This is a genomic window from Nocardiopsis exhalans (assembly GCF_024134545.1).
GTDB lineage: Bacteria > Actinomycetota > Actinomycetes > Streptosporangiales > Streptosporangiaceae > Nocardiopsis > Nocardiopsis exhalans.
The window spans coordinates 6,719,421-6,740,481 of sequence record NZ_CP099837.1 but is presented as its reverse complement, the minus strand read 5'-3'; the positions used below and the strand labels follow the sequence as shown (position 1 = coordinate 6,740,481).

The window sequence follows — 21,061 nt, the reverse complement described above, 5'->3', positions numbered from 1 at the left end:
TGTTGCGGTGTCTTTTTGCTCGTCCTCTCGCCTATCGCCGTCTAGTGGTCGTCGTGTCCGGGCGGGTCGCCGACGGCGCCTTCACCCTCCTCGGCCTCGTCAGGCTGGAGGGCGCCGCTGCCGGGCTCGGCGGGCAGGTACAGGTGGATGTGGCCGTGACCGGCGTCGATGCTCACCACGTCGAGTTGGGTGGCGCCCACGGACCAGGCCTTGACCGCCTGGTCACGCAGGTCGGAAGCGAGGTCGAGCAGCTCCACCCGCTGGTCGCCCTCGGCCTGGGAGGCGGCGTGGTAGGCGGTCATGGCGGAGCCGAGCAGGTCCACGGAGACGCTCAGCCCGGCTTGGGTGACGTTGAAGTCGGTGTTGCCGGAGCCGGAGTCGCTGAAGTGGCCGCGGGCGCCCCGCACCGTGTCGAGCCAGCCGTCGATCTCCTCGGCGTCCGGGAACTCCTCGGGCGCGGAACCGTCCGCGGGCAGGACCTCGTTCAATGAGAGCAGCACCGGGACCAGTTCGTCGTGGGCCTCACGGGTGTGGTGGATCAGGTTCTCCACCTGGTCGACGTGGCGGGCGTCGGCGGAGGCCTCCAGCTCGGCCACGCGGGCCGGGTCCGGGACGACGGTGTCGTCCCCGCCCCCGAAGAACAGCACCACCGAGGCGACGACGGCGCCGACCAGCAGTACCGAACCGCCGGTCAGCCACCAGGTGGTGTGGGTGGAGTTCGCGGAGTGGACCTTCTCGGTCCCATCCGGGGGCGGGGCCGGGGCCCCGGTCTCCGTCGCGGGGGCCTTCCCCTTCTCCTTCTCGGTGTGCAGAGGATCGGTGCTCACGGGCACCTCCTGTCAGGTTGACACTTGCCGGGTCGCGGGCGGCGTGTGCCGTGCGAACGACGCCGCGGGGGTGTGGCGGGGCCGGAGGGGACCGGCCCCGCCACGGTTCGTCGCGTTGCCGCCGGGCGGTGCCGAGCGGTACTCGGCGGTACCCAGCGGTACTGCTGTCCGGGTGTTAGGTGGTCGTGGTCAGGTGTTCGAGCCCGTCGGCCAGGCCCGCCAACTCCTCTCGTGCGCTGTCGTCGGCCACGCTCTGCGCGGTCGTGCGGAAACGGTCCAGGGAACGGCCGGCCTGTGCCGGGCGGTCCACCCCGACGTGGTGTTCGGCCAGTTCAAGGTGTCGGGTGAGCCGGGTCGCCTCGGAGACGGTCAGAACACCCTTCTCGACCATCGCCTCGATCCGCTCGACGACCTCGGCGAAGGTGTAGGTCTCCGCCTCGTCCTCCAGGTCGGTGACCTGCACGTCGCGGAACCACACGAGGTCGTTGTCACCGTGGTTCTGCAGCCCGACCTGCCCGGACGACAGGTCCCGGGCCGGGTCGGTGCTCTCGAACTCGTTGACCAGCTCCCCGTTGATCCACACCCGGATCATCGGGTCGTCGACCTCGATCTCCATCGTGTTCCACTCGCCCACGACCTCCGGGTGGGAGTCCGCGGCCTGGAAGCCGTAGACGGCCCCGGTCCGGGTGAGCGGGTCGCCGTCCGGAGCTCCGTACGGGTCGATCTGGATCTCGTAGCCCTCCTCGACCGCGACCCAGGGGTCGTCGCCCGGTTCGGGGAACCCGACGAAGACACCGGAGTTGTCGGTCTCCTCGTGGGTCAGGTAGTCCAGCTTCAGGCGGTAGGAGCCGAGCTCGTCCTCGTGCCAGAGCAGGCCCATCCCGCCCTCGGTCTGCAGGACGCAGCCCTCGCCGTCGTCGACGACCTCGAAGCCGCCCGGACCGGCCATGTTCCAGCCGTCCAGGGACTGCCCGTCCCACAGGGCGCGGTAGCCCTCGTCCACGTTCGGCGGCGCGCACTCGACGGGGTCGGGCTCGTCGCCGACCGTGACGGTGTGCGCGGCCGAGGTCCCGGTCCCGCCGTCGCCGTCGGTGGCGACCGCGCTCACGGAGTACTCGCCCTCGGCGACGTCCTCCCAGGTGGCCTCGTAGGGGCTCTCGGTCACCGTGGCGACCGCCTCCCCGTCCACCAGGAACGCGACCTCCTCGATTCCGGCGTCACCGTGGTCGGTGACCTCCGCCGCGAGCGGGACGTCCTCGCCCACCTCGTAGGTCGCGCCGTCCTCCGGGCTGGTCAGCTCGGTCTCGGGCCCGTCCCCGTGGCCGCCGTCGTGGTCGGGGTTCACGTCGAAGTAGTTGAGGTTGAACAGCCCGTCGGTGACGGTGGGGTCGTCCCCGGTGAACACCAGGTACAGCGCGATGGTCTCGCCCGGGTCGGTGACCTCCATGGTGACGTCGGTCCACTCCTGCCACCCGCCGGTGACCGGAACGTCGACCTCGCCCAGCAGTTCGCCGTCGGGGGCGTCCATGCGGGCCTCGATGGCCCCGCCGTACCCCTCCGAGGCGACCCGGAAGGTGATCTCCTCGACCCCGTGCAGGTTGACGGGGTCGTAGGAGGTCCAGTCGCCGTGGCCGATCCAGGCGACGTTGCGCAGCCCGCCCTCGGAGTCCTCCGAGGGTTCGGTCTGCACGCCCTGGCTGTCGCGGAAGTACTGCGCCTGCATCCGCGAGGGGTTCAGCGTGACCCCGTCACTACCGGTGAGAGGTGGCGCCGAGGCGCCGCCACCGTCGGTGTACTCGGCGGTCAGCACCCAGAAGATGTTCATGTCGTGGCCGTGGGCGCCGTCGGTACCGGTGGCGCTCACTCCCTCGCAGCTGTCGTACTGGGTCCACGGGTGCGCGTGCGTGTCGTGGCCCAGGGCCGAGGTGACCTCGACGTCGCCGCAGTCGATGCCGTCACCGATGGAACCGTCCTCGGCGTCGTCCACCGACACCTGGAACGGGATCTCGTCTCCCCAGCTGAAGAACTCGCCGTCCCTGGGGCTCTGGAAGGCGACGTCCGGGGCCGTGTTGCCCGCGGTGATGGTGGTCGTGGCGGTTCCGGTGCGTTCCTCGGCGTCGGTCACCGTCAGCGTGACGGTGTACCGGCCGTCCTCGGTGAAGGTGTGGGTGGGGGAGGCCTCCGTGGAGGTGTTCCCGTCGCCGAAGTTCCAGGCGAAGTCGATCGCCTGCCCGCCGGGGTGGAAGGAGTCCTGTCCGTCGAACCCGACCGTCAGCGGGGCCGGGCCGGAGGTGGTGTCCGCCTTGATCCTGGCGACCGGGCTGTCGCCCGCGCCGATGTAGTCGATCCGGGAGATGGCCGAGTCGGCCGAGCCGCCGAACCAGCCCGAACCGTACTCCAGCACGTACAGGGAACCGTCGGGGCCGAACTCCATGTCCATGGGGTTGGCCAGGTCGATGTCCGGGACGGTCTCGGTGATGTCGAGCACGCCTCCGTCGTCGTCCAGGTGCACCTGCTTGATCCACTGGCGGCTCCACTCGTAGAGCAGCGGGATGCCGTCGTAGTACTCGGGCCACTTGGTGTCCGACTCCAGGTCGGGGTCGAAGTGGTAGGCCGGACCGCCCATGGGGGCGCCGCCGCCCGTACCCAGGTGCGGGAACTCCTCGGACTCGTCGTAGCCGTACCAGATGGCCGCGGGGGTGACCGGTGGCAGTTCGGTGAGTCCGGTGTTGCGCGGGGACTCGTTGACCGGCGCGTCGCAGTCGAACTTCTCCCCGGACGTTCCGGCACCGAAGTCGTAGTGGTTGTAGGCGGAGTTGTTTCCGATGCAGTACGGCCAGCCGATGTTGACCGCCTCGGTGATGTGGTGCCACGTCACCGTGTTCTCCGGCCCCCGGTCGGGGTCGGCCGCCAGCGCGTCCGGCCCGTAGTCGGCGAGGTAGACGCTGCCGTCCACCTGGTCCACGGAGAAGCGGAACGGGTTGCGCAGACCCATCGCGAAGATCTCGGGGCGGGTCAGGTCCGCGTCGGAGGTCTGCGGCGGGAACAGGTTGCCCTCGGGGATGCCGTAGCCGCCGTCCTCGTCGACCGAGATACGGATGAGCTTGCCGCGCAGGTCGTTGGTGTTGCCGGAGCTGCGCTGGGCGTCGAAGGCCGGGTTACGGCTCTCCCGCTCGTCGTGCGGGCTGAACCCGTCCGATCCGAACGCGCTGGTGTCGTCCCCGGTGGACAGCAGCAGGTTGCCGTCCGGGTCGAAGCCGATGTCACCGCCGACGTGACAGCACATGCCGCGGGTGGCCTCGACTTCCAGGATCACCTCTTCACTGGACAGGTCCAGGGAGGGCGAGTCACCGTCCACGAACTGGAAGCGGGACAGGTTGTTGTGCGCCTCGAAGGGCTCGAAGTCCTCCGGGGAACCGTTCTCGGGGGCGGCACCGGAGGGTACGCCCTCCAGCACGGGCGCGTAGTACAGGTACACCCACCCGTTCTCCGCGAAGTCCGGGTCGAGCGCGATGCCCTGGAGCCCGTCCTCGTCGTGGTCGTAGACCGGCAGGTCCGCCAGCGGGTTGGTGCTGTAGGTCTCCGGGGACCACAGGGACACCTGCCCGTCGCGGGAGGTGTGCATGACCCGGCCGTCCGGGAGCACCGCCATGCCCATCGGCTCGCCGACGTTCTCCTCGCCCTGGGCGAGCGTGACCTTCTCGAAGTTGTCCCACTGGGTCGCGCCGCAGTCGCCCTCGGCCTGACCCGCGGCCCACCGCAGGCCGCCGAGCAGGTGGTCGGCGAACTCCGGTTCGGAGTAGGACTCGATGGTGTGGCCGCCGCCGGTGTACCAGGACCGGCCGCCGTCGTAGACCTGGCACCAGGCGATCGGGTGGTCGAAGCCCATCTGACCGGCCGGGTCGACCTGGTCCTCGTAGGAGGACTCGTTCAGCCCCGCCAGGACGTGCACGTCACCGCGCGGGCTGGTGTCGAAGTCGTACCACTCGTCCTCGCGCACCCAGCTGGCCGGAAGCATTTCCGTGGAGGGGTGGGCCCGGTCGTTGACCATGACCTGGGCTTCCTGGGTACCGGGCGGGTGGCTGGCGAAGTACGCGCCGACCAGGTCGCCGTACCACTCCCAGCCGTAGTGGGTGTCGGAGGCGGAGTGCACACCGGCGTATCCGCCGCCGTTTCGCACGTACTCCTGGAAGGCGGCCTGCTGGTCCTCGTCCAGCACGTCGCCGGTGGTGGAGAGCCACACGACCGCGTCGAAGCGGGCGAGGTCCTCCGGGTTGAAGATGTCGGCGTCCTCGGTGTGCTCGGTCTCGAAACCGTGCTCCTCGGCGAGGGCCTCGTAGAGGGCGACGCCGTAGGGGATGGAGTCGTGCCGGAAGCCGGTGGTCTTGGAGAAGATGAGCGCGGTGAACGTGTCCTGTTCGGCCGCGTCGGCCGTGTCGGCCTGTGCCGGGACCGACGTCAGCCCGAGGGCCAACGCGATGCTCGCCGTTATGGCGCCCAGCGCTCGTAGGGGTCTGTTGATCACGGGAAACCTCACCTGGGGGTGGGGGGCGATGAGTCCGTGCGGCGTGCCGGCGCCGACGGCAGGGACGGGAACGTTCGCGTGTCCGGCGGGGGCCGGGTAGCGGGTGCGAACCGTCTGGGGGTACCTGCTATCGAGTTCGGAAGCGGGGGGTGGCCGCCTCATCGGTGTGATCAGTCCACAGCGGCTCCTTTCTTCTGGGGCAGGGAGGTCGGGGGTGAACAGGGGAGCGAGCGTAGGAAGGACAGGCCGTCCACCGCGATCGCGTCCTGCGAGGCGGCCAGGGGCCGCCACACGGACGCGGCCGTGGCGATGCTGGCATTCTCGGCCGTGAACGACTCGATGACCAGGGGGCCTGAGTAACCGGATTTATCCAATGCGGTCACGATCCGTGACCAGTCCAGGTGGTCGGCGCCGGGGGCGCCCCGGTCGTTCGCACAAACCTGGACGTGGTGAACCCTTCCGGCGGCCCGCTCGATCGCGGCCGCCACATCACGCTCCTCGATGTTCATGTGGTAGACGTCCAACGCCAGCCCGCAGTGCTCCGCGGGCAGGTCCGCCAACGCCTCCAAAGCCTGGTCGACCGTGTTGAGCACGCTGGTCTCGTACCGGTTCAGCGGCTCCACGGCGATGCGGACCCCCGCGGCCGACGCGTGGTCGACCACGGGGGCGAGCGCCTCGGTGAGCTCCGCGCGCAGCCCCGCCCGCTCGGACGGGGACATCCGCCACGCACGCCCGACCGAGGCGTAGGCCGGGCCCGCCACGACGGTGGAACCGACCGTCGCCGCGGCGTCCACGACCCGCTTCAGGTAGTCCTGGGTGGCCGTGCGAGTGGCCGGATCGGTCGCGACCAGCTCCCGGCCCGGCCCCATCACCAGCACGGTGCAGGCGGCCAGACCCAGCCCGTCCAACAGGGTCTGGGCGCGCCGGGGGTCCCAGTCGCCGACGTTCTCCACCGGGAGTTCGAGCACGTCGAACCCCCAACCGGCCACACGCGGCGCGATCCGCTCCAGCGCGGCGTCGGTGAGCGGCGACGTCCACACCCAGGTGTTGACCCCCAGCGCGCGCATCTAGCGGTCCGTCCAGGCCTCGGGGAAGCCCGGCAGGTCCTCGCCGCCGAACTTCGCGTAGTGCAGGGACGGCATGTCGGAGTTGAGGTCGAGGTAGTCGCCGAGCTCGTCCTGACGGATCGGCTCCTGCGGCAGGATCCACTCGGAGGGGACCTCCTCGCCGGCCAGGATCATGCCCGCCGCGATCACCGGGGTGCGCCACTGGAAGTTGGAGTAGACCGGGGCGACCGCCGTCAGGCCCTCCTCGTCCCACTTGCGCATGAAGCTCAGCTCGTCCTCACCGGCGATCACCGGGTAGGGCTGACCGGCGTCCTCGAAGGCCTCCAGGCCCGCGACGGCCCCGTCACCCGCGTCCATCCAGATGCCGTCCACGCTGCCGCGCTGCAGGTGCTGGGAGACCAGGTCCTTGATCGCGGCCCCGTCGCCCCCGGTGAACTCGAAGCCCAGGACCTCCAGCTCGCTGTCGCCGAAGATCTGCTGGGCGGCGGCCCAGCGGTGCTCCAGCACGTCCACACCGGGCAGGATTCGCAGCGCCAGCACGGTCGAGCCGGGCTCCAGGTTCTCGACCAGGAAGTCGGCCGCGTCGGCCCCGTAGGCGTAACCGCCGATCGGGTGGATGAACGTGACCATGCAGTCGGAGTTCACCCCGCGGTCGAAGACGATGACCGGGACGCCGCTGTCGCACGCCGTCTCCACCGCGGGGGTCAGGGTGGCGGTGGTGGACGGCGAGATGATGATGGCGTCGCAGTCACCGGCGTCCACGAACGCCTGGATGTCGGAGATCTGCTGGTTGTCGTCGTCGGCCGCGTCCGAGACCCGGAAGTCACCGATCCGGCCCTCGTCGACCAGCGCCTCCACCTGCTGCTCCATGGTGATGAAGCCGGTCACGCGCCAGGGGTTGGACACCGACGCGTTGGAGAAGCAGACGGTGGCTTCCTCCGGGTCGTCGATGGCGAAGTCGGAGGTGTCGATCCAGTCCGGTTCGATCGCCTGCAGCCAGGGCTCGTCGTCGGGGCCTTCGGGGGTCATACCGCGCTGGGCGAGCTGGGCGTCGAACTCCGCCTGGTCGAACCACTCCGCGTCCGGGGCCAGGGAGCCGTTCCCCTCCCCGTTCCCGCCGTCGGCGTCGGGGGAGCCCTCGGGGGCGTCGGTGGTACAGGCGGTGAGCATCAGGGCGAGGCTGGCGGCGCCAGCCAGGAGTACGCGTGTGCCGCGCATGGGGGTTACCTCCTGGAAGAATCGAGCGGTTGCTCGGTCGGGTGGGCCGGTCGCCGTCGCAGGCGCTCCGGTAGTCGTAGGTCGCCGCGGCGCGAGGCGTAGGCCACGGCCGCGATGATGATGAGCCCCTGCGCCGTCGGCTGGATGGTCGACGGCAGGTACAGCTGGTTGAACAGGGTGAAGAGCGCCTCGACGGTGAGGGCGCCGAGCACGGCGGCCACCACGGTGCCGCGACCGCCGCCCAGCACCACGCCGCCGAGCACCACGGCCGTGATGGCGGTGAACTCCAGCCCCTGCCCGACCTGGGCGGTGACGCCCGCGAAGCCGCCGATGAGGATGGCGGCGACGGTGGCCATCAGGGAGGAGCCGACGAAGGCCAGGGTGCGCACCCGCCACACCCGGACACCGGAGAAGGCGGCGGCGGTGTCGTTGTCGCCGGTCGCCATGAGGGAGCGTCCGTAGGGCGAGCGCATCAGCGCGACCGCTCCGACGGTGAGGACCGCGGCGATGACCAGCGCCCAGGGCAGCTGGCCGAGCAGCGGGACGCCGTCGAGCCCGTGCCGGCCGAACACGCGGAAGTTCTCCGACAGGGCTCCGGTGGGCGCGCCCCCGGTCCAGTAGCGCACGGCACCGAAGAGGATCAGCATCGTGCCGAGCGTGGTGATGATCGACGGCACCTTCAGCAGCGTGGTGACCAGGCCGTTGACCAGGCCGACCAGCAGGCCGAAGAGCAGCATCAGACCGATCACCGGGAAGGTCATCGCCTCGTCGCCGTCGATGAGGCGGGCGGCGATCACCACCTGTGCGCCCACCAGGGAGCCGACCGAGAGGTCGAACTCGCCGGAGACGATCACCAGGTACTGGCCGATCGCGAGGATCACCAGCGGGGCGGCCTTCTTCGCGAAGGCCATCAGCGGCGGACCCTCGAAGAACGACGGGTTCTGGGTGGCGATGACCACGAAGATCAGCACCAGCAGCACCGTGACGGTGCCGGTCCCGCTGCGCAGCGGGGAGAGCAGTCCGCCGGAACGGCGTCGCGGGGAACGGTGGTCCGGAAGGCGGGTGTCGGTGGTCATTTCCTGCCTCCCTGGGCCAGTGGCTCCGGCGCGGGCGGGGGTGAGGGCGGCTCCGGTGGATCCCCGGGGCCGTAGGACGGGGGCGGGGTACCGCCGGAGGGGAAGCGGACCCGGACGGCGGTCCGGGAGAGCTGGCCGCGGGCGTAGAGGGCCACGGCGGCGATCACGATCGTGCCGCGCAGCACGTCCTTGACGAACGGGTCGACGCCCAGGGTGTTGAACACCGTGTCCAGCGTGGCCAGGATGAACACCCCGGCGATGGTCCCGGCGACCCCGCCGCGACCGCCCAGCAGGTAGGTGCCGCCGAGCACGACGGCCGCGATGGCCTCCAGCTCGTAGCCGTTGTTGTAGACCAGCGTGTTTCCGGTGCCGAAGCGCGAGGCCAGCAGCAGACCGGCCACCCCGGCCATCACCGAGCACAGCACGTGCGCGGTGATCACCGGCAGCTCGGGCCGCACCCCGGACAGGCGCGCCACCTCGGCGTCACCGCCCACGGCGTACATGTGGAAGCCCATCCTGGTGCGCCGCAGGTACAGCACGGCCAGCACGGCCAGGACCAGCATGACCAGGGTGGAGACCGGCAGCACGCCGATCCGGGAGAGACCGAACATCTGGAACTGGGCCGGGATCGACCCGGTCGGCCCCTGGAACTGGGTGTCCAGGTAGCCCTTGATGATCAGGCCGGTCCCCAGGGTGGCGATGAAGGGGTTGACCCGCAGCTTGGTGACCACGAGCCCGTTGGCCAGGCCGATCAGGGCGGCCGCGCCCAGGGTGACGGTGACGCCGAGGACGATCCGGGAGGGGTCCCCGGCCATGGTGATCCCCGCGATGACCGTGGACAGCGCGGCGACGTAGCCGACCGACAGGTCCAGGGAGCGGCACAGGATGACCAGGGTCATCCCGATGGCGAGGAAGCCGAGCAGGCTGCTGCGGGTGAACAGGTCCACGGTGTTGGCGGCGGTGAAGAGGTTGCCGCCCTGGACGGCCACGAAGACCGAGCTGATCAACAGGACGCCCACCAGGGCCAGGTAGACCAGGCCGGTGGTGCCCAGCCGGGAGCCGAGGCTTCGGGTTGCGGTGCGTGAGGCGGTGGCGACCCGGGTCACGGTGCGGCCTCCTCGTGGTGGGGGCGGGCGCCGCCGTTGCCGTTGTTGCTGTCGCTGTCCCCGGTGGAATCGGCGGTCTGGGCGGCCGCCGCGGTGATCCGCGGGTCCTGCACGGCGGAGTCGTCGTGCGCGCTCTTGGGCGGCGCGCCGGTGGCCAGGGCCATCACGGTCTCCTCACTGGAACCGCCGGGCAGCTCTCCGGCCACGCGGCCGTCGTCGAGCACCACCAGGCGGTCGGACATCCCGATCAGCTCGGGGAGCTCGGAGCTGATCAGGACGATCGCCACACCGGCCGCGGCGAGTTCGCGGATCAGCGTGTAGACGGCCTGTTTGGCACCGACGTCGATCCCGCGCGTGGGCTCGTCGAGCACCATCACCCCGGGGTCGGTGGCCAGCCACTTGGCCAGGACCACCTTCTGCTGGTTGCCGCCGGAGAGGTACCGCACCTCCTGCTGGTGGCCGCCGCGGGCGACCAGCTCCAGTGAGGAGAGGATGCCGGGGACGCGCTGGGCCCGCTTACGGGAACCGAAGGGCAGCACGGCGTCCAGGACCAGGCGGCTGTTGGCCAGGATCGACTGGTTCAGGGACAGCCCCTGCGCCTTGCGGTCCTCGGTGACCAGGGCCAGCCCGGCGCGGACCGCCTGGCGGGGCGAGCGCACCTCGATCCGCTGGCCGTCCACGCGCACCTCGCCCCGGGTGAAGCGGTCGATGCCGAAGAGCGCGTGCGCGATCTCGGTGCGGCCGCTGCCCTGGAGCCCGGCCAGCCCGACGATCTCACCGCCGCGCACCTTCAGGTCGATCCCGTCCAGCTGGGTGTTGCCGCCGCCGGAGACCGCCAGGCGGACCTCGCCCACCCGCTCGCCGTGGGGTTCGAGGTGGTCGGGGAAGACCGCGGAGACGGGCCGCCCCACCATTTTGCGGACCAGTTCGGCCGGACCGGTCTCCTCGGTGGCCGCGGTGTCCACCAGGTGCCCGTCCTTGAGCACGGTGATGGTGTCCGCGAGGTCGAAGATCTCCTTGAGCCGGTGCGAGACGTAGAGGATGCCGACCCCGCGCTCGCGCAGGCGCCCGATGATCCGGTAGAGCACCTCGACCTCGTGGTCGGCCAGCGCGGCGGTGGGCTCGTCCATGGAGATGACGCGGGCGTCGTGGGAGAGCGCCTTGACGATCTCCACCACCTGCTGCTCGGCCACGGACAGGGAGCGGACCTTGGACCAGGGGGCGATGCCCTCCAGGCCGAGGTCGGCCAGGAGCTCGGCGGTGGCCCGGTCCATGGCGCGGTCGTCGACCAGGCCGCGGCGGCGGGTCTCCCGGCCGAGGAACACGTTCTGCGCGACCGTGCGCTCGGGCAGGAGGTTGAACTCCTGGAAGACCGTGGCCACCCCGGCGCGCTGCGCCTGCACGGGGTGCTCGAAGGACACCTCCTCCCCGGCGAGCTCGATCCGGCCGGTGTCGGGGCGGTGCACCCCGGCCAGGACCTTCATCAGGGTGGACTTGCCCGCGCCGTTCTCGCCGACCAGGGCGTGCAGCTCCCCGGCGCGCAGGTCCAGCTCGACCCCGTGCAGGACCCGCACACCCAGGAAGGACTTGCTGATGCCGGTCATCCTGAGCAGGGGATCGGTGGTCATGCCCCGTCCACCCCCGCGATGGGCGCCTGTGCGGCGGAGGTTTCGGATACGGGGCCCTCGTGTGCGGGGACGTCGACCCAGCGGCGCTCCCGGGCCGAGGCCAGCACGGACTCGGCCAGGACGGCGGCCCGCAGACCGTCGGCGAAGACCGGCAGCCCCTCGGGCTTCCTGCCCGCGATGGCGGCCCCGGTGTCCGCGACCAGCGCGTTGAAGCAGTCCTGGTAGCCCTGCGGGTGGCCGACCGGGAGGGCGACCATCCGGGAGGCGTCGGGGCTGAGCGCGGGGTCGTCGCGGGAGATGATTCCGGTGCGGCCGCGCCCGCCCGCCCAGAGGGTTTCGGGGCGCTCCTGGTCGAAGCGCAGCGAGCCCTCGGTACCGGAGACCTCCAGCACGAGCTGGTTCTTGCGGCCGGGGGAGACCTGGCTGATCACCGCGCTGCCTAGTACCCCGCCCGCGGTGGCGAACTGGAAGGTGACCAGGTCCTCGGTGGTGACGGCGCGGCCGCCGTTCTCGCCGCGGCTGTCGTTGATCCGGGAGGTCTGTGCGCTGACCGCGGTGATGCGGTCGCCGGTGACGAACTCCAGCATGTCGCACCAGTGCGAACCGATGTCGCCGAAGGCCCGGGTGGGTCCGCCGACCCGGGGGTCCACCCGCCAGTTGTCCTCCTCGGGGTAGAGGAGCCAGTCCTGGAGGTAGCCGCCGTGGGCGAGGCTGACCCGCCCGATGGCGCCCGCAGCGACCTGGGCGCGGGCCTCGCGGGCCATGGGGTGGAAACGGTAGACGAAGGGGACGACCGCGACCCGGTCGGCGTCACGGGCGGCCGCGGTGAGGTTACGCGCGGTTTCGGCGTCGGTGGCCAGCGGCTTCTCGCAGACCACGTGCTTTCCGGCGGCCAGGGCGGCCAGGCTCAGCGGGGCGTGCAGGTGGTTGGGGGTGCACACGTGCACCACGTCCACGTCGGGGCGGTGGATGAGTTCGAGGGCGTCGGCGTGGGCTCGGGCGATGCCGTGGGCGGCGCGGAACTGTTCGGCCTTGGCGGGGGAGGATCCGGCCACCCCGACGACCTCGCCGCCACCGGCGCGTACCGCGTGGGAGTGGACCCGTCCCATGAAGCCGGTGCCGATCACCGCTGCGCGGTAGGCCTCGGGGGTGGCCGGTCCGGATGATGAGGGGTCGCCCAGACTTGTGACCTTCTTCACTGACATGTCCGAGACGTTACGTCTGACTTATGTCGAGCGTCAAGCATAAGTTGCCGGATCTGGACAAAATAGATGAAGGACAGCCGATCAATAGATCCTGTGCTTCACTGGTTCCATGACGGAAGACGCGCTGACGGCCCCAGGCGGACCGGGGGCGACACCCCTGCGAAACCCGGCCACCACAGCCGTGCCAGGCGCCGGAACCCTGCTCCGGCTGCTGCGCGACGGCCGCCCACGAACTCGCTCCGAACTGGCCGCCGTCACCGGCCTGGCCCGCTCCACGGTCACCCAGCGCGTGGACGCGCTCCTGGCCAGCGGCCTGATCGGCCCGGCCGGCGAGGCCGTCTCCACCGGCGGAAGACCGCCCACGACCTTCTCGTTCCGGCCCGACGCCCGCGTGGTCCTGGCCGCCGACCTCGGCGCCACCCACGCCCGGCTGGCCCTCACTGACATGTCGGGGACCGTGCTCGCCGAGGACCGCGCCGACATCGACATCGCGACCGGCCCCGAACCCGTCCTGGACTGGGTGGTGGACCACGGCCGCACCCTGCTGGAGTCCGTCGGCCGCGACACCCGGGAACTCCTCGGTGTCGGCGTGGGCCTGCCCGGACCGGTCCAGCACTCCACGGGGCGCGCGGTCAACCCGCCGATCATGCCCGGCTGGGACCACTTCGACGTCTCCGGTTACGTGAACAGCCGCATCGCCCGGCCCGTGCTCGTGGACAACGACGTCAACATCATGGCCGTCGGCGAACACCACGTCGCCTGGCCCACCGCCAGCCACCTGCTCTTCGTCAAGGTCGCCACCGGCATCGGCTGCGGCATCGTCAGCGAGGGCAGCGTCTACCGCGGCGCCCAGGGGGCGGCCGGCGACATGGGGCACATCCACGTCCCCAGCGGCGCCGACAAACCCTGCCGCTGCGGCAACACCGGCTGCCTGGAAGCGGTGGCCAGCGGACACGCCCTCGCCGAGGCCCTCACCGCTCAAGGCATTCCGGCCACGGGCGCCCGCGACGTGGTGGAACTGTCCCGCAACGGCTCCGTGCCCGCCCTACGCGCCCTGCGCCAGGCGGGCCGCGACATCGGCGAGGTCCTGGCCGCCTCGGTGAACATGTTCAACCCGTCGGTGATCGTCATCGGCGGCGCGCTCGCCCAGGCCGGTGACCACCTGCTCGCGGGGGTCCGCGAGATCATCTACCAGCGGTCACTGCCATTGGCCACGGAGAACCTCAGCATCGTCTCGTCCAAGGCGGGCGAGAGCGCGGGTGTGATCGGCGCGGCCGTCATGGTCATCGAGCACTGCCTGAGCCCCGAACACGTCGAGACCCTGGTCATGGGCGGCTGACCAGGGTCGGGGGCGTTGGGTGTGGCTGTCGGTGCTGTCGGTGCTGTCGGTGCTGTCGGTGCTGTCGGTGCTGTCGGTGGTGTGGCCGGTGTGCTCAGCGGCGTCGGGGCTTGTCCTTGGGGCGCAGGTGCCGCATCAGCGCCTGGAACCTCTCCCAACCGTCGGGCTCCACCCCGTCCCCGATCCGGTACCACAGCACCGGGGTCATGGGCGGGCCGAACGAGTGACCCTTGACCGGCCCGGCCAGGGCGTTCTCCCGGCCCACCGCCGTCACACCCTCGGCGCCCACGGCCAGCCCCACCGGGACGGGCACCCCCGCCCAGCGCGCCGGCTGAAGCAGATCGGTGCGGCCCATGGCCCGCTGCACGGTCATCGATCGCAGCCCGTCACGGTCGGACAGCGCCCGCACCAGCGGCCGCAGCTTGTCCAGCTCGGGCTCCTCACCCTGGTGGTAGCCGACGGTGAACCGGACGTGCTCGCGCACCCCCGACTCGGTCCGTGAAACCCTCAGCTCCCCGGCGAAGGGCCGCGTCCCCTCCTCGGTCGGACCGTCGGGCTGTGCGCTGAACAGCATCCGGGTCTGGCCCGGCGCCCGGTTGCGGGCCAGGGCGGTGACATCAGCGGTGGACCACTCCCGACCCAAGGGTTCGGCCACACCCCACACCGAGGGGACGGCACCGCCCAGGCGCTGGGCCAGCAGCTCCACCACCCCGCCCAGCTCCAACGAGTCACTGACCGGGTGGTCCACCTGCAAGTCCACGTGCAGGTGGGTGCCGCTCACGTGCTCCTGGGTGGCTTGGAAGTCCGGGTGCGGTCCCTGCTCCAGCCTGGCTGTCTGGTCGGGCACGTACCCCACCTGGTCCTGCCAGGTCAGCGGGAGCCCGTTGAACCCGTCGTAGTGGTGCCCCTGCGCGGTGCGCACCACCCAGGTCGCGTTCGGGTTGGCCAAGAGTGAGCGCAGCGCGTAGGTGATCACGCTGGTGGAGGGGGTGAGCAGCTGGATGCCGAGCCCTTGACGTCCGTAGCGGGCCAGGGCGTCCACCGTCCAGCTCGACAGTGAGACCACCGGCCGGTCCTGGACCAGCACGGCGTTCTTGGCGGTCAGCACACTCACCGCCGGGTGCTCGGTGGCCCCGACCAGGTGGTCGTCCCGGTGCAACCGCGCCGGTGGTTCCCACACCGTTCCGCCGTGCTGGGCGACCAGGTGGCCCAGGAAGCGCCGAGCGAGTTCGAGGGTGTCGAGGTCGGCCAGCGCGGCCCCGCGCGCTTCCACCCACAACGGTTGGGCGGGCAGGTCATCGGCGACGCCGTTTTCCAGCAGCCGGTCGGCTTCGGCGGCCACCGCCAGGCGTTGTGCGGATTGCACGGCCAGCACGATCCGCCCGGAGTCGTCGCGCAGCTCCACCACGGTTCCCTCAGCGATGAGTTTGATCCGCAGGTCGGGGTCGGCGGCCACCATCGCTTCCAGCAGGGAGCGGCGGGAGGGGCTCTGGTCCAGCAGCGCGATCACGTCACGGCTCAACGGTGGTTCCTTCGGGGCGGCGAATGGGGGCAATGGGGGTGGGGGGGTGATCCCCACGCTACTGGGGGTTGGCTCCCGATCCCCCTCAGGAGCGCACGAACCGTGCCCACCACAGTGGCTGCCCCCGACACCGAAGGCCCTCACCACCCGGCAGAGCCTTGGACGTGTCCCGGAGAGCGCCGCCACACAGAGAGTGAATTGCGCCACACAAGGGATTTCGAGTGCTATGCCCTCTCGTTGCGCCGCATCATCCTCAAGTCGCTGACCTCCCCTATTTCCCTGTTGCTCCTGAAAAGTCCGCCCGGTGCGGCAGAGTCAGATCTCGTAAGTCGCCACAAACCCCGACAGAATGAGAACCGCGGTGACTCAGAGCGCGACTCACACAACACACAGCCATCCGGTCTCGTACGAGCAGAGTGGAAAGGCAGGCCCGTGAAGTTCGAGTTCATCCCGGAAGAGGAGTGGGACACCCTCCCCGAGCCGGACCCTGAACAGGCCCCAGAGGGTGAGCAGCCCCCGCCGCCCGCAGTGCTGATCTCGGTGGCGGCCGAGCGGATGCACACCCGGGCCCGCTTCGACTTCGACCGGCTGCACACCTCGCTGAACCAGATGCGCTACACGGTCCAGACCGCGCTGCCCCAGCCCGAACTGAGCTTCGCCGACACCAATCCGGAGCTGGGCGTGGACGTCTTCCGCCCCGAAGCCTTTGGAGGTAGCCGTGGGTAGCTGGGATATCAACCCCCAACAGGTGAGCGCGGTGCTGTCGGAGACGGCCGGTCACATCGGTGAGGAAGGCAGCTCTGATGGGCTGTTGGGCCAGATGAGTCAGCTGGAGAACCGCATCACCGAGGTGAACGCCCACATCAGTAGCCCGCCGATCGGGGTCGCGTTGGGCGAGTTCGCCGAACACTACTTCGGGATGCTGGGCGGCATGCTTTCGCTGACCGCCTCGGCGGTGCAGGGGACCAGCGAGGCCACCACCTTCTATGTGGAGGGTGACCGGGAGATGGCCGCTGAGGCCCAGAGCACCGCAGGGCAGATCCCCGATCCCGATGCGCCCCCGCCGCCCCCGTCCGGTCCCGGAGCGGGCCGCCCAGTCTGACCCCCTTTCACCCCACCATCCCTGCTTTGGCCCAACCCCCGCCGACTCAGGGATGTCCCACCCCCACCCCTCGCTTTCCCCGCTTCCCCTTCTGCTCCCTCATCTTGGAGTCCCCCTGTGATGCTTGACGATCCCGGCGTTGCCGCGGCCGCGCCCAAGAGCGTCCAAGAACAACGTGACGCCTTGGTCGACTCTGAGAAGAAGATCAGCCCGCTGACTTTTCCGGTGCCCTCGGTCTCGCCCGAATACCTCAACTCCGCGGCCGCGGCCCTGCGCCGCCAGGGCGAGTCGATCAGCCAGACCGGTGGCAGCATCACCGCGGCCTGGGCGGGGTTGAGCGAGTGCTACACCGCCCCCGAGTCCGAAACCCTGCTCCAGGTCCTGGACCCGGTGGCCACCGACGGTGAGAACATCGCGGGCGGGCTGGCCAGCGCGGCCACCGCGTTGGAGACCTTCGCCGAGAACGTCCAGAGCATCAAGACTCGCTGGTCCAACCTGCAAACCGAGGCTTTCGAACTGCGCTCGCGTATCAACGAGGAGGGCGAGGACTGGAACAAAGCCTCCGGTTGGGACCGGGTTCTGGGCAACGACAGCCCACTGGAGGTCGAGAACCGGGCTCTGGTCGCCAAGGGCGAGCAGATCATCGAGGACTACGTCGAGGACGAGAACGAGTGCGCCGATGCCATCAATGTGGGCATCCCCGGCCGCACCACCTTCGAGAAGCATCCTGAAGGTGATGGTGCTCTTGATCCGAACGTGTTCTACCACGGCTATGAGCAGGACCTGTCGGAGCTGGCTGTGGAGTGGGGGTCGGAGCCGGCTGGAACCGATCACGGTTGGTGGATCGATGCCGGGGCCGCGGTGTGGGACTTCGGTGTGGGCGCGGTGGAGGGCACCGGCGCGATGTTGGGTGTGCACTCTTCGGAGGGGTGGCTCGCCCAGTCCTGGGGGGATTCGCTCAAGGAGTACCACTGGGACAACCTGACCTCGGCGGCGGCGTTGGTGGGCATGTATGACGCTGAGAGCGATTCCTTGGGTTGGACCGGTGGTGAGGGTGTCAAGGAGGCGTGGAAGGATCTGGCGCATTCGGTGGTGCCCTGGGAGGAGTGGGGGGAGCGGCCCGGGTATGTGATCGGCACGGCGGTGCTCAACATCGGTGCGATGGTGGGCGGCGCGGTTTTGACCGCGACCGGTGTGGGGTCGGTGGTCGGTGTTCCGTTGATGGCCTGGCGCGGGGCGGCCATCCTGGACGGGATGGGCAGCTCGGGCCGGGGCGGCTCGGGCCTGGACGTGGACCTGTCTGACCTGCCCTCGAACACGCAGATCAACGCTCAGGTCAGCTCTGGCCAGATGGAGATCATCAAGGCCTATATGGACCACTTGGTCAACCCTGTCTATCCGGATACCGGGGATCTGGGTGGGAGCTCAGATCAGGCCGGTGAAGCTTCCGGGGCCGGTCGTGGCAGTACTTCGGGGGCACGGCAGCAGGGGGATGCCTCGGGAACTCCGGTCTCTGCTCAGCGTGCGGGAGAAGAGCAGCTCCCCACAGGCGGGCAATTGGACGCGTTCGAGCAGATGATTCTGAACGAACCCGATCTGGTGCAAGCTGGGGATAAGTACCGGCCTAGCTTTAAAAAGCTTGACGATGAACTGGGGGAGTCCGGGGGCGATTCCTGGTCTGGCGGGAGCGGTCTTGGACGTCAGCCCGCGGGCGATGGTCCTAGCGGTGAAATGCACAGGGGCACAGAGTCCAACCCTGAGCTGGACCGGGATCAGTCGGTTGATCTCAGTGACACCGGCGAGCCGGGTTCAAGGCGAGGTAGCAGCAGTGATTCGGGGCAGGCCACAGCCTCTGAGCACAGCCGCTCCCCGGTGGCGGTGCTGGACCGGGAGAGCAACGGCTCCGGAAACGACGGTCCCGGCGGTCGTGACGATCGTGATGTAACTGAGGGTGGGCAGGGTCGTACCGAAGCTGCCGGGGGGACACTGGCCGGGGGTGGCTCCTCATCTGGCGGTTCGGATGGGCCGGGCCACGGCTCCGATTTGGGCCAGGGCCATGGTGATAGTCGAGACCAGAATGGCTCGCAGGACGATGGTTCCAACTCCAGCAGCTCCCGGGAGGGAAGCCACCAGGGCAATCCCTGGGACAAGGAATGGAACAACGAAAAACTGGATGAGCGTTACCGGCCTCCAACTGTCTCGGACGCAGATAGGCAGCGCACAATCGAGAAGGGAGTTCCGCCCAAGGAAGGCGACCCAAAGTATCCTGGAGCAAACACCCCCTTTGCCGAAAAGAGTGGCTTGAAACCTGACTCCGTATACGATGTCAAAGGTCGAGGCCGCTTCTATACGGATGGCAGTGGAAAAGTTAGCTACATTGACACTCACCCTGGACAAAAAGGCGATCGAAACCCAGACTTGCGCGTCCCGAAAGAGGATGCTCGATATGCCGTCGACGTACTCGAGCACCCCGGAAGAAAATATTTCTTCGAAACCGACATTGAATCGCGAACCACACACGCACACGGCGAATTGCGTCGAATCAGGGTCGATGAGGATGGAAATGCAGCTTCAAGAAACAGCGGTGATTCCAACGGTGACACCGGGGAATCGTCGGGCCAGAAAAAGAGCAAGAGTGACCCCTACCGCTCGGGAGACCAGTCGAAAGAAGGGGCTGAAGGTCGCCGTGATTACACAGAAGGAGATAACATCTACCACCCAGCAGAATGGGATGGAGGCCACTTCTTCGGCACCGGTTTCGGTGGCAGTGGTCACCGTCTGAACATTTATTCCCAGCTAAGGGAACTGAACCAGCCGGTGACTGGGTCCAATAAAGAGACGAACTTTTTTGGTGACTGTTCAGGTCTCTCGGGCGGGTTGATCGGTTTGCCTGCGCGGCACGCGCCTAGCCTGTAACGATGAGCCCGTGACCTCCTCCGACCAGCCCGCGCCCTCCTACGAGGAGCTCGCCGCGCTGGTCGTTGAGCAGGCAGCCACGATCACCCAACTCCGCGCTGATCTGTCCCAAGCCAACGAGCGCATCGCCGAGCTTCAAGCCCGACTGGACAGCGACTCCACGAACTCCTCCAAGCCTTCCTCCACGGACCCCTTCGTCAAGCCGAAGCCGAAGTCCCAGCGCCGCCGCACCGGCCGCAAACCCGGCGGGCAACCCGGCCACCCAGGCCAAACGCGCGCCCAAACCCCGGACCCCGACCACGTGCTGGAACACCACCCCCACACCTGCGGTGGGTGCGGAGGAGACCTGGCCGGATCCGAGCAGACCGGGCTGGTGCGCCGCCAGGTCGTGGACCTGCCCCCCATCAAACCCACGGTGACCGAGCACCAGATGATCGAGCACACCTGCGCCTGCGGGGAGCGCACCCGAGCCAGCGCCCCCGAGGGGATCAACGCTCCGGTCCAGTTCGGAGCGAACGTGCGCGCGATGATCTGCTACCTGTACCTGGGCCAGTTCCTGTCCGCCAAGCGCACCGCCCAAGCCCTGTCGGACCTGGTGGGATGCCCCGTGTCGGCGGGCACAGTCGTGGACACCGCACGCCGGGCCGCCACCGCGTTGGAGGCCTTCACTCGCGCCGCCACCGAGGAGATCGCTTCCGCCCAGGTGGCGCACTTCGACGAGACCTCGCTGCGGGTGGGCGGGGGCCTGGTGTGGGTGCATTCGGCCTCCACCGGCAAGTGGAGCCTGCTGAGCGCCCACCCCAAACGCGGCACCGTGGGGATGGACGCCGCCGGGGTCCTGCCCGCCTTCGCTGGGTTGGCGGTCCATGACGCCTGGGCCCCCTATGACACCTATAAGGGTGTGGCCGCTCATGTGTTGTGCAACGCCCACCTGCTGCGCGAGTTGCAAGCGGTCCAGGACGCGGCTGGGGAGGGGGTGTGGTGCTGGGCCGGGCAGGCCGCTGACGCGCTGCGTCAGATGAAGCGCCTGGTCGATGCGCACCTGGCCACGGTCTCCTCGCTGGAGGGAATCGACACCGTGCGTTTGGACGGGCTGGGTCACCAGTGGCGCAGCGCGGTGGCCATCGGCCTGGCCCAGACTTCGGGCCGGGAGTCCAAGCTGGTGGCCAAGTTCCACGCGTTGGCCAGGCGGATGCGCGACCGGGAAGCGGATTACCTGCGGTTCACGGTCGATGAGCGGGCCCCGTTCGACAACAACGCGGCCGAGCGCGAGGTGCGGATGGTCAAGGTCCGCCAGAAGGTCTCGGGGTGCTTACGGTCCCTGGCCGGGGCCGAGTGGTTCTGCGCGGTGCGCTCCTATATCGCGACCGCCGCCAAGCACGGTATTGGCATGTTCGACGCCCTGGTCCACCTGGCCCAGGGCGAGTGCTGGATGCCCGAAACAGCTTGAGTCTTCTTCAGGACACCTGAACAGTCACCTTTTTTGCACTTGAGACTGAATGGCGAGATCTCATCAAGGACGGAAAGAAA

14 protein-coding genes are annotated in these 21,061 nt (G+C 69.4%); 5 read left to right on the top strand and 9 right to left on the bottom strand.

Annotated features, from left to right (window positions below):
• Nucleotides 1-41: 41 nt before the first annotated feature.
• The 8 genes from NE857_RS29860 to NE857_RS29825 form a co-directional block, all read right to left on the bottom strand.
• Nucleotides 42-827, bottom strand: coding sequence for a hypothetical protein (locus NE857_RS29860; protein ID WP_254418636.1), 786 nt, complete (start codon nucleotides 825-827; stop codon nucleotides 42-44).
• 175 nt (nucleotides 828-1,002) lie between these two features.
• Nucleotides 1,003-5,352, bottom strand: coding sequence for a ThuA domain-containing protein (locus NE857_RS29855; protein WP_254418635.1), 4,350 nt, complete (start codon nucleotides 5,350-5,352; stop codon nucleotides 1,003-1,005).
• A gap of 170 nt (nucleotides 5,353-5,522) precedes the next feature.
• Nucleotides 5,523-6,419, bottom strand: coding sequence for a sugar phosphate isomerase/epimerase family protein (locus NE857_RS29850; protein ID WP_254418634.1), 897 nt, complete (start codon nucleotides 6,417-6,419; stop codon nucleotides 5,523-5,525).
• Nucleotides 6,420-7,637 (bottom strand): substrate-binding domain-containing protein, encoded by a 1,218-nt coding sequence (locus tag NE857_RS29845; protein WP_254418633.1) that lies wholly within the window; start codon nucleotides 7,635-7,637, stop codon nucleotides 6,420-6,422. It abuts the gene before it with no gap.
• A gap of 5 nt (nucleotides 7,638-7,642) precedes the next feature.
• Nucleotides 7,643-8,713 carry an ABC transporter permease gene (locus NE857_RS29840; protein ID WP_254418632.1) on the bottom strand — a complete coding sequence of 357 codons (1,071 nt, stop codon included), beginning with the start codon at nucleotides 8,711-8,713 and terminating at the stop codon, nucleotides 7,643-7,645.
• The gene (locus tag NE857_RS29835) at nucleotides 8,710-9,819 is read right to left on the bottom strand and encodes an ABC transporter permease (protein ID WP_254418631.1); all 1,110 of its coding nucleotides are present in this window, start codon (nucleotides 9,817-9,819) and stop codon (nucleotides 8,710-8,712) included. The genes NE857_RS29840 and NE857_RS29835 overlap by 4 nt, the downstream gene beginning before the upstream one ends.
• Complete coding sequence (locus NE857_RS29830) at nucleotides 9,816-11,447, bottom strand: sugar ABC transporter ATP-binding protein (protein ID WP_254418630.1); 1,632 nt, start codon at nucleotides 11,445-11,447, stop codon at nucleotides 9,816-9,818. Before NE857_RS29830 ends, NE857_RS29835 begins: the two co-directional genes overlap by 4 nt.
• Nucleotides 11,444-12,646, bottom strand: coding sequence for a Gfo/Idh/MocA family protein (locus NE857_RS29825; protein ID WP_254422145.1), 1,203 nt, complete (start codon nucleotides 12,644-12,646; stop codon nucleotides 11,444-11,446). The genes NE857_RS29830 and NE857_RS29825 overlap by 4 nt, the downstream gene beginning before the upstream one ends.
• A gap of 115 nt (nucleotides 12,647-12,761) precedes the next feature.
• On the opposite strand from NE857_RS29825, the gene NE857_RS29820 reads away from it, so the two are divergent.
• Complete coding sequence (locus NE857_RS29820; RefSeq protein ID WP_254418629.1) at nucleotides 12,762-13,991, top strand: ROK family transcriptional regulator; 1,230 nt, start codon at nucleotides 12,762-12,764, stop codon at nucleotides 13,989-13,991.
• A gap of 94 nt (nucleotides 13,992-14,085) precedes the next feature.
• On the opposite strand, the gene NE857_RS29815 is transcribed toward NE857_RS29820, so the two are convergent.
• Entirely contained in the window at nucleotides 14,086-15,513 is a 1,428-nt protein-coding gene (locus tag NE857_RS29815) for a DUF6177 family protein (RefSeq protein WP_254418628.1), read from the bottom strand.
• 432 nt (nucleotides 15,514-15,945) lie between these two features.
• On the opposite strand from NE857_RS29815, the gene NE857_RS29810 reads away from it, so the two are divergent.
• From NE857_RS29810 to tnpC, 4 genes are all read left to right on the top strand, one after another.
• Nucleotides 15,946-16,239, top strand: a complete 294-nt coding sequence (locus NE857_RS29810) for a hypothetical protein (RefSeq protein WP_254418627.1) — start codon at nucleotides 15,946-15,948, stop codon at nucleotides 16,237-16,239.
• Entirely contained in the window at nucleotides 16,232-16,615 is a 384-nt protein-coding gene (locus tag NE857_RS29805) for a DUF6507 family protein (RefSeq protein ID WP_254418626.1), read from the top strand. The genes NE857_RS29810 and NE857_RS29805 overlap by 8 nt, the downstream gene beginning before the upstream one ends.
• 120 nt (nucleotides 16,616-16,735) lie before the next feature.
• Nucleotides 16,736-19,531, top strand: coding sequence for a hypothetical protein (locus tag NE857_RS29800; protein WP_254418625.1), 2,796 nt, complete (start codon nucleotides 16,736-16,738; stop codon nucleotides 19,529-19,531).
• 10 nt (nucleotides 19,532-19,541) lie between these two features.
• Nucleotides 19,542-20,981, top strand: a complete 1,440-nt coding sequence (tnpC, locus tag NE857_RS29795; protein ID WP_184360673.1) for an IS66 family transposase — start codon at nucleotides 19,542-19,544, stop codon at nucleotides 20,979-20,981.
• Nucleotides 20,982-21,061: the final 80 nt, after the last annotated feature.

Bases quoted from the DNA above. Each gene is read 5' to 3' on its own strand.
- NE857_RS29850 (WP_254418634.1), bottom strand. From the start codon at position 6,419: ATGCGCGCGCTGGGGGTCAACACCTGGGTGTGGACGTCGCCGCTCACC.
- NE857_RS29845 (WP_254418633.1), bottom strand. From the start codon at position 7,637: ATGCGCGGCACACGCGTACTCCTGGCTGGCGCCGCCAGCCTCGCCCTG.
- NE857_RS29840 (WP_254418632.1), bottom strand. From the start codon at position 8,713: ATGACCACCGACACCCGCCTTCCGGACCACCGTTCCCCGCGACGCCGT.
- NE857_RS29830 (WP_254418630.1), bottom strand. From the start codon at position 11,447: ATGACCACCGATCCCCTGCTCAGGATGACCGGCATCAGCAAGTCCTTC.
- NE857_RS29820 (WP_254418629.1), top strand. From the start codon at position 12,762: ATGACGGAAGACGCGCTGACGGCCCCAGGCGGACCGGGGGCGACACCC.
- NE857_RS29800 (WP_254418625.1), top strand. From the start codon at position 16,736: ATGCTTGACGATCCCGGCGTTGCCGCGGCCGCGCCCAAGAGCGTCCAA.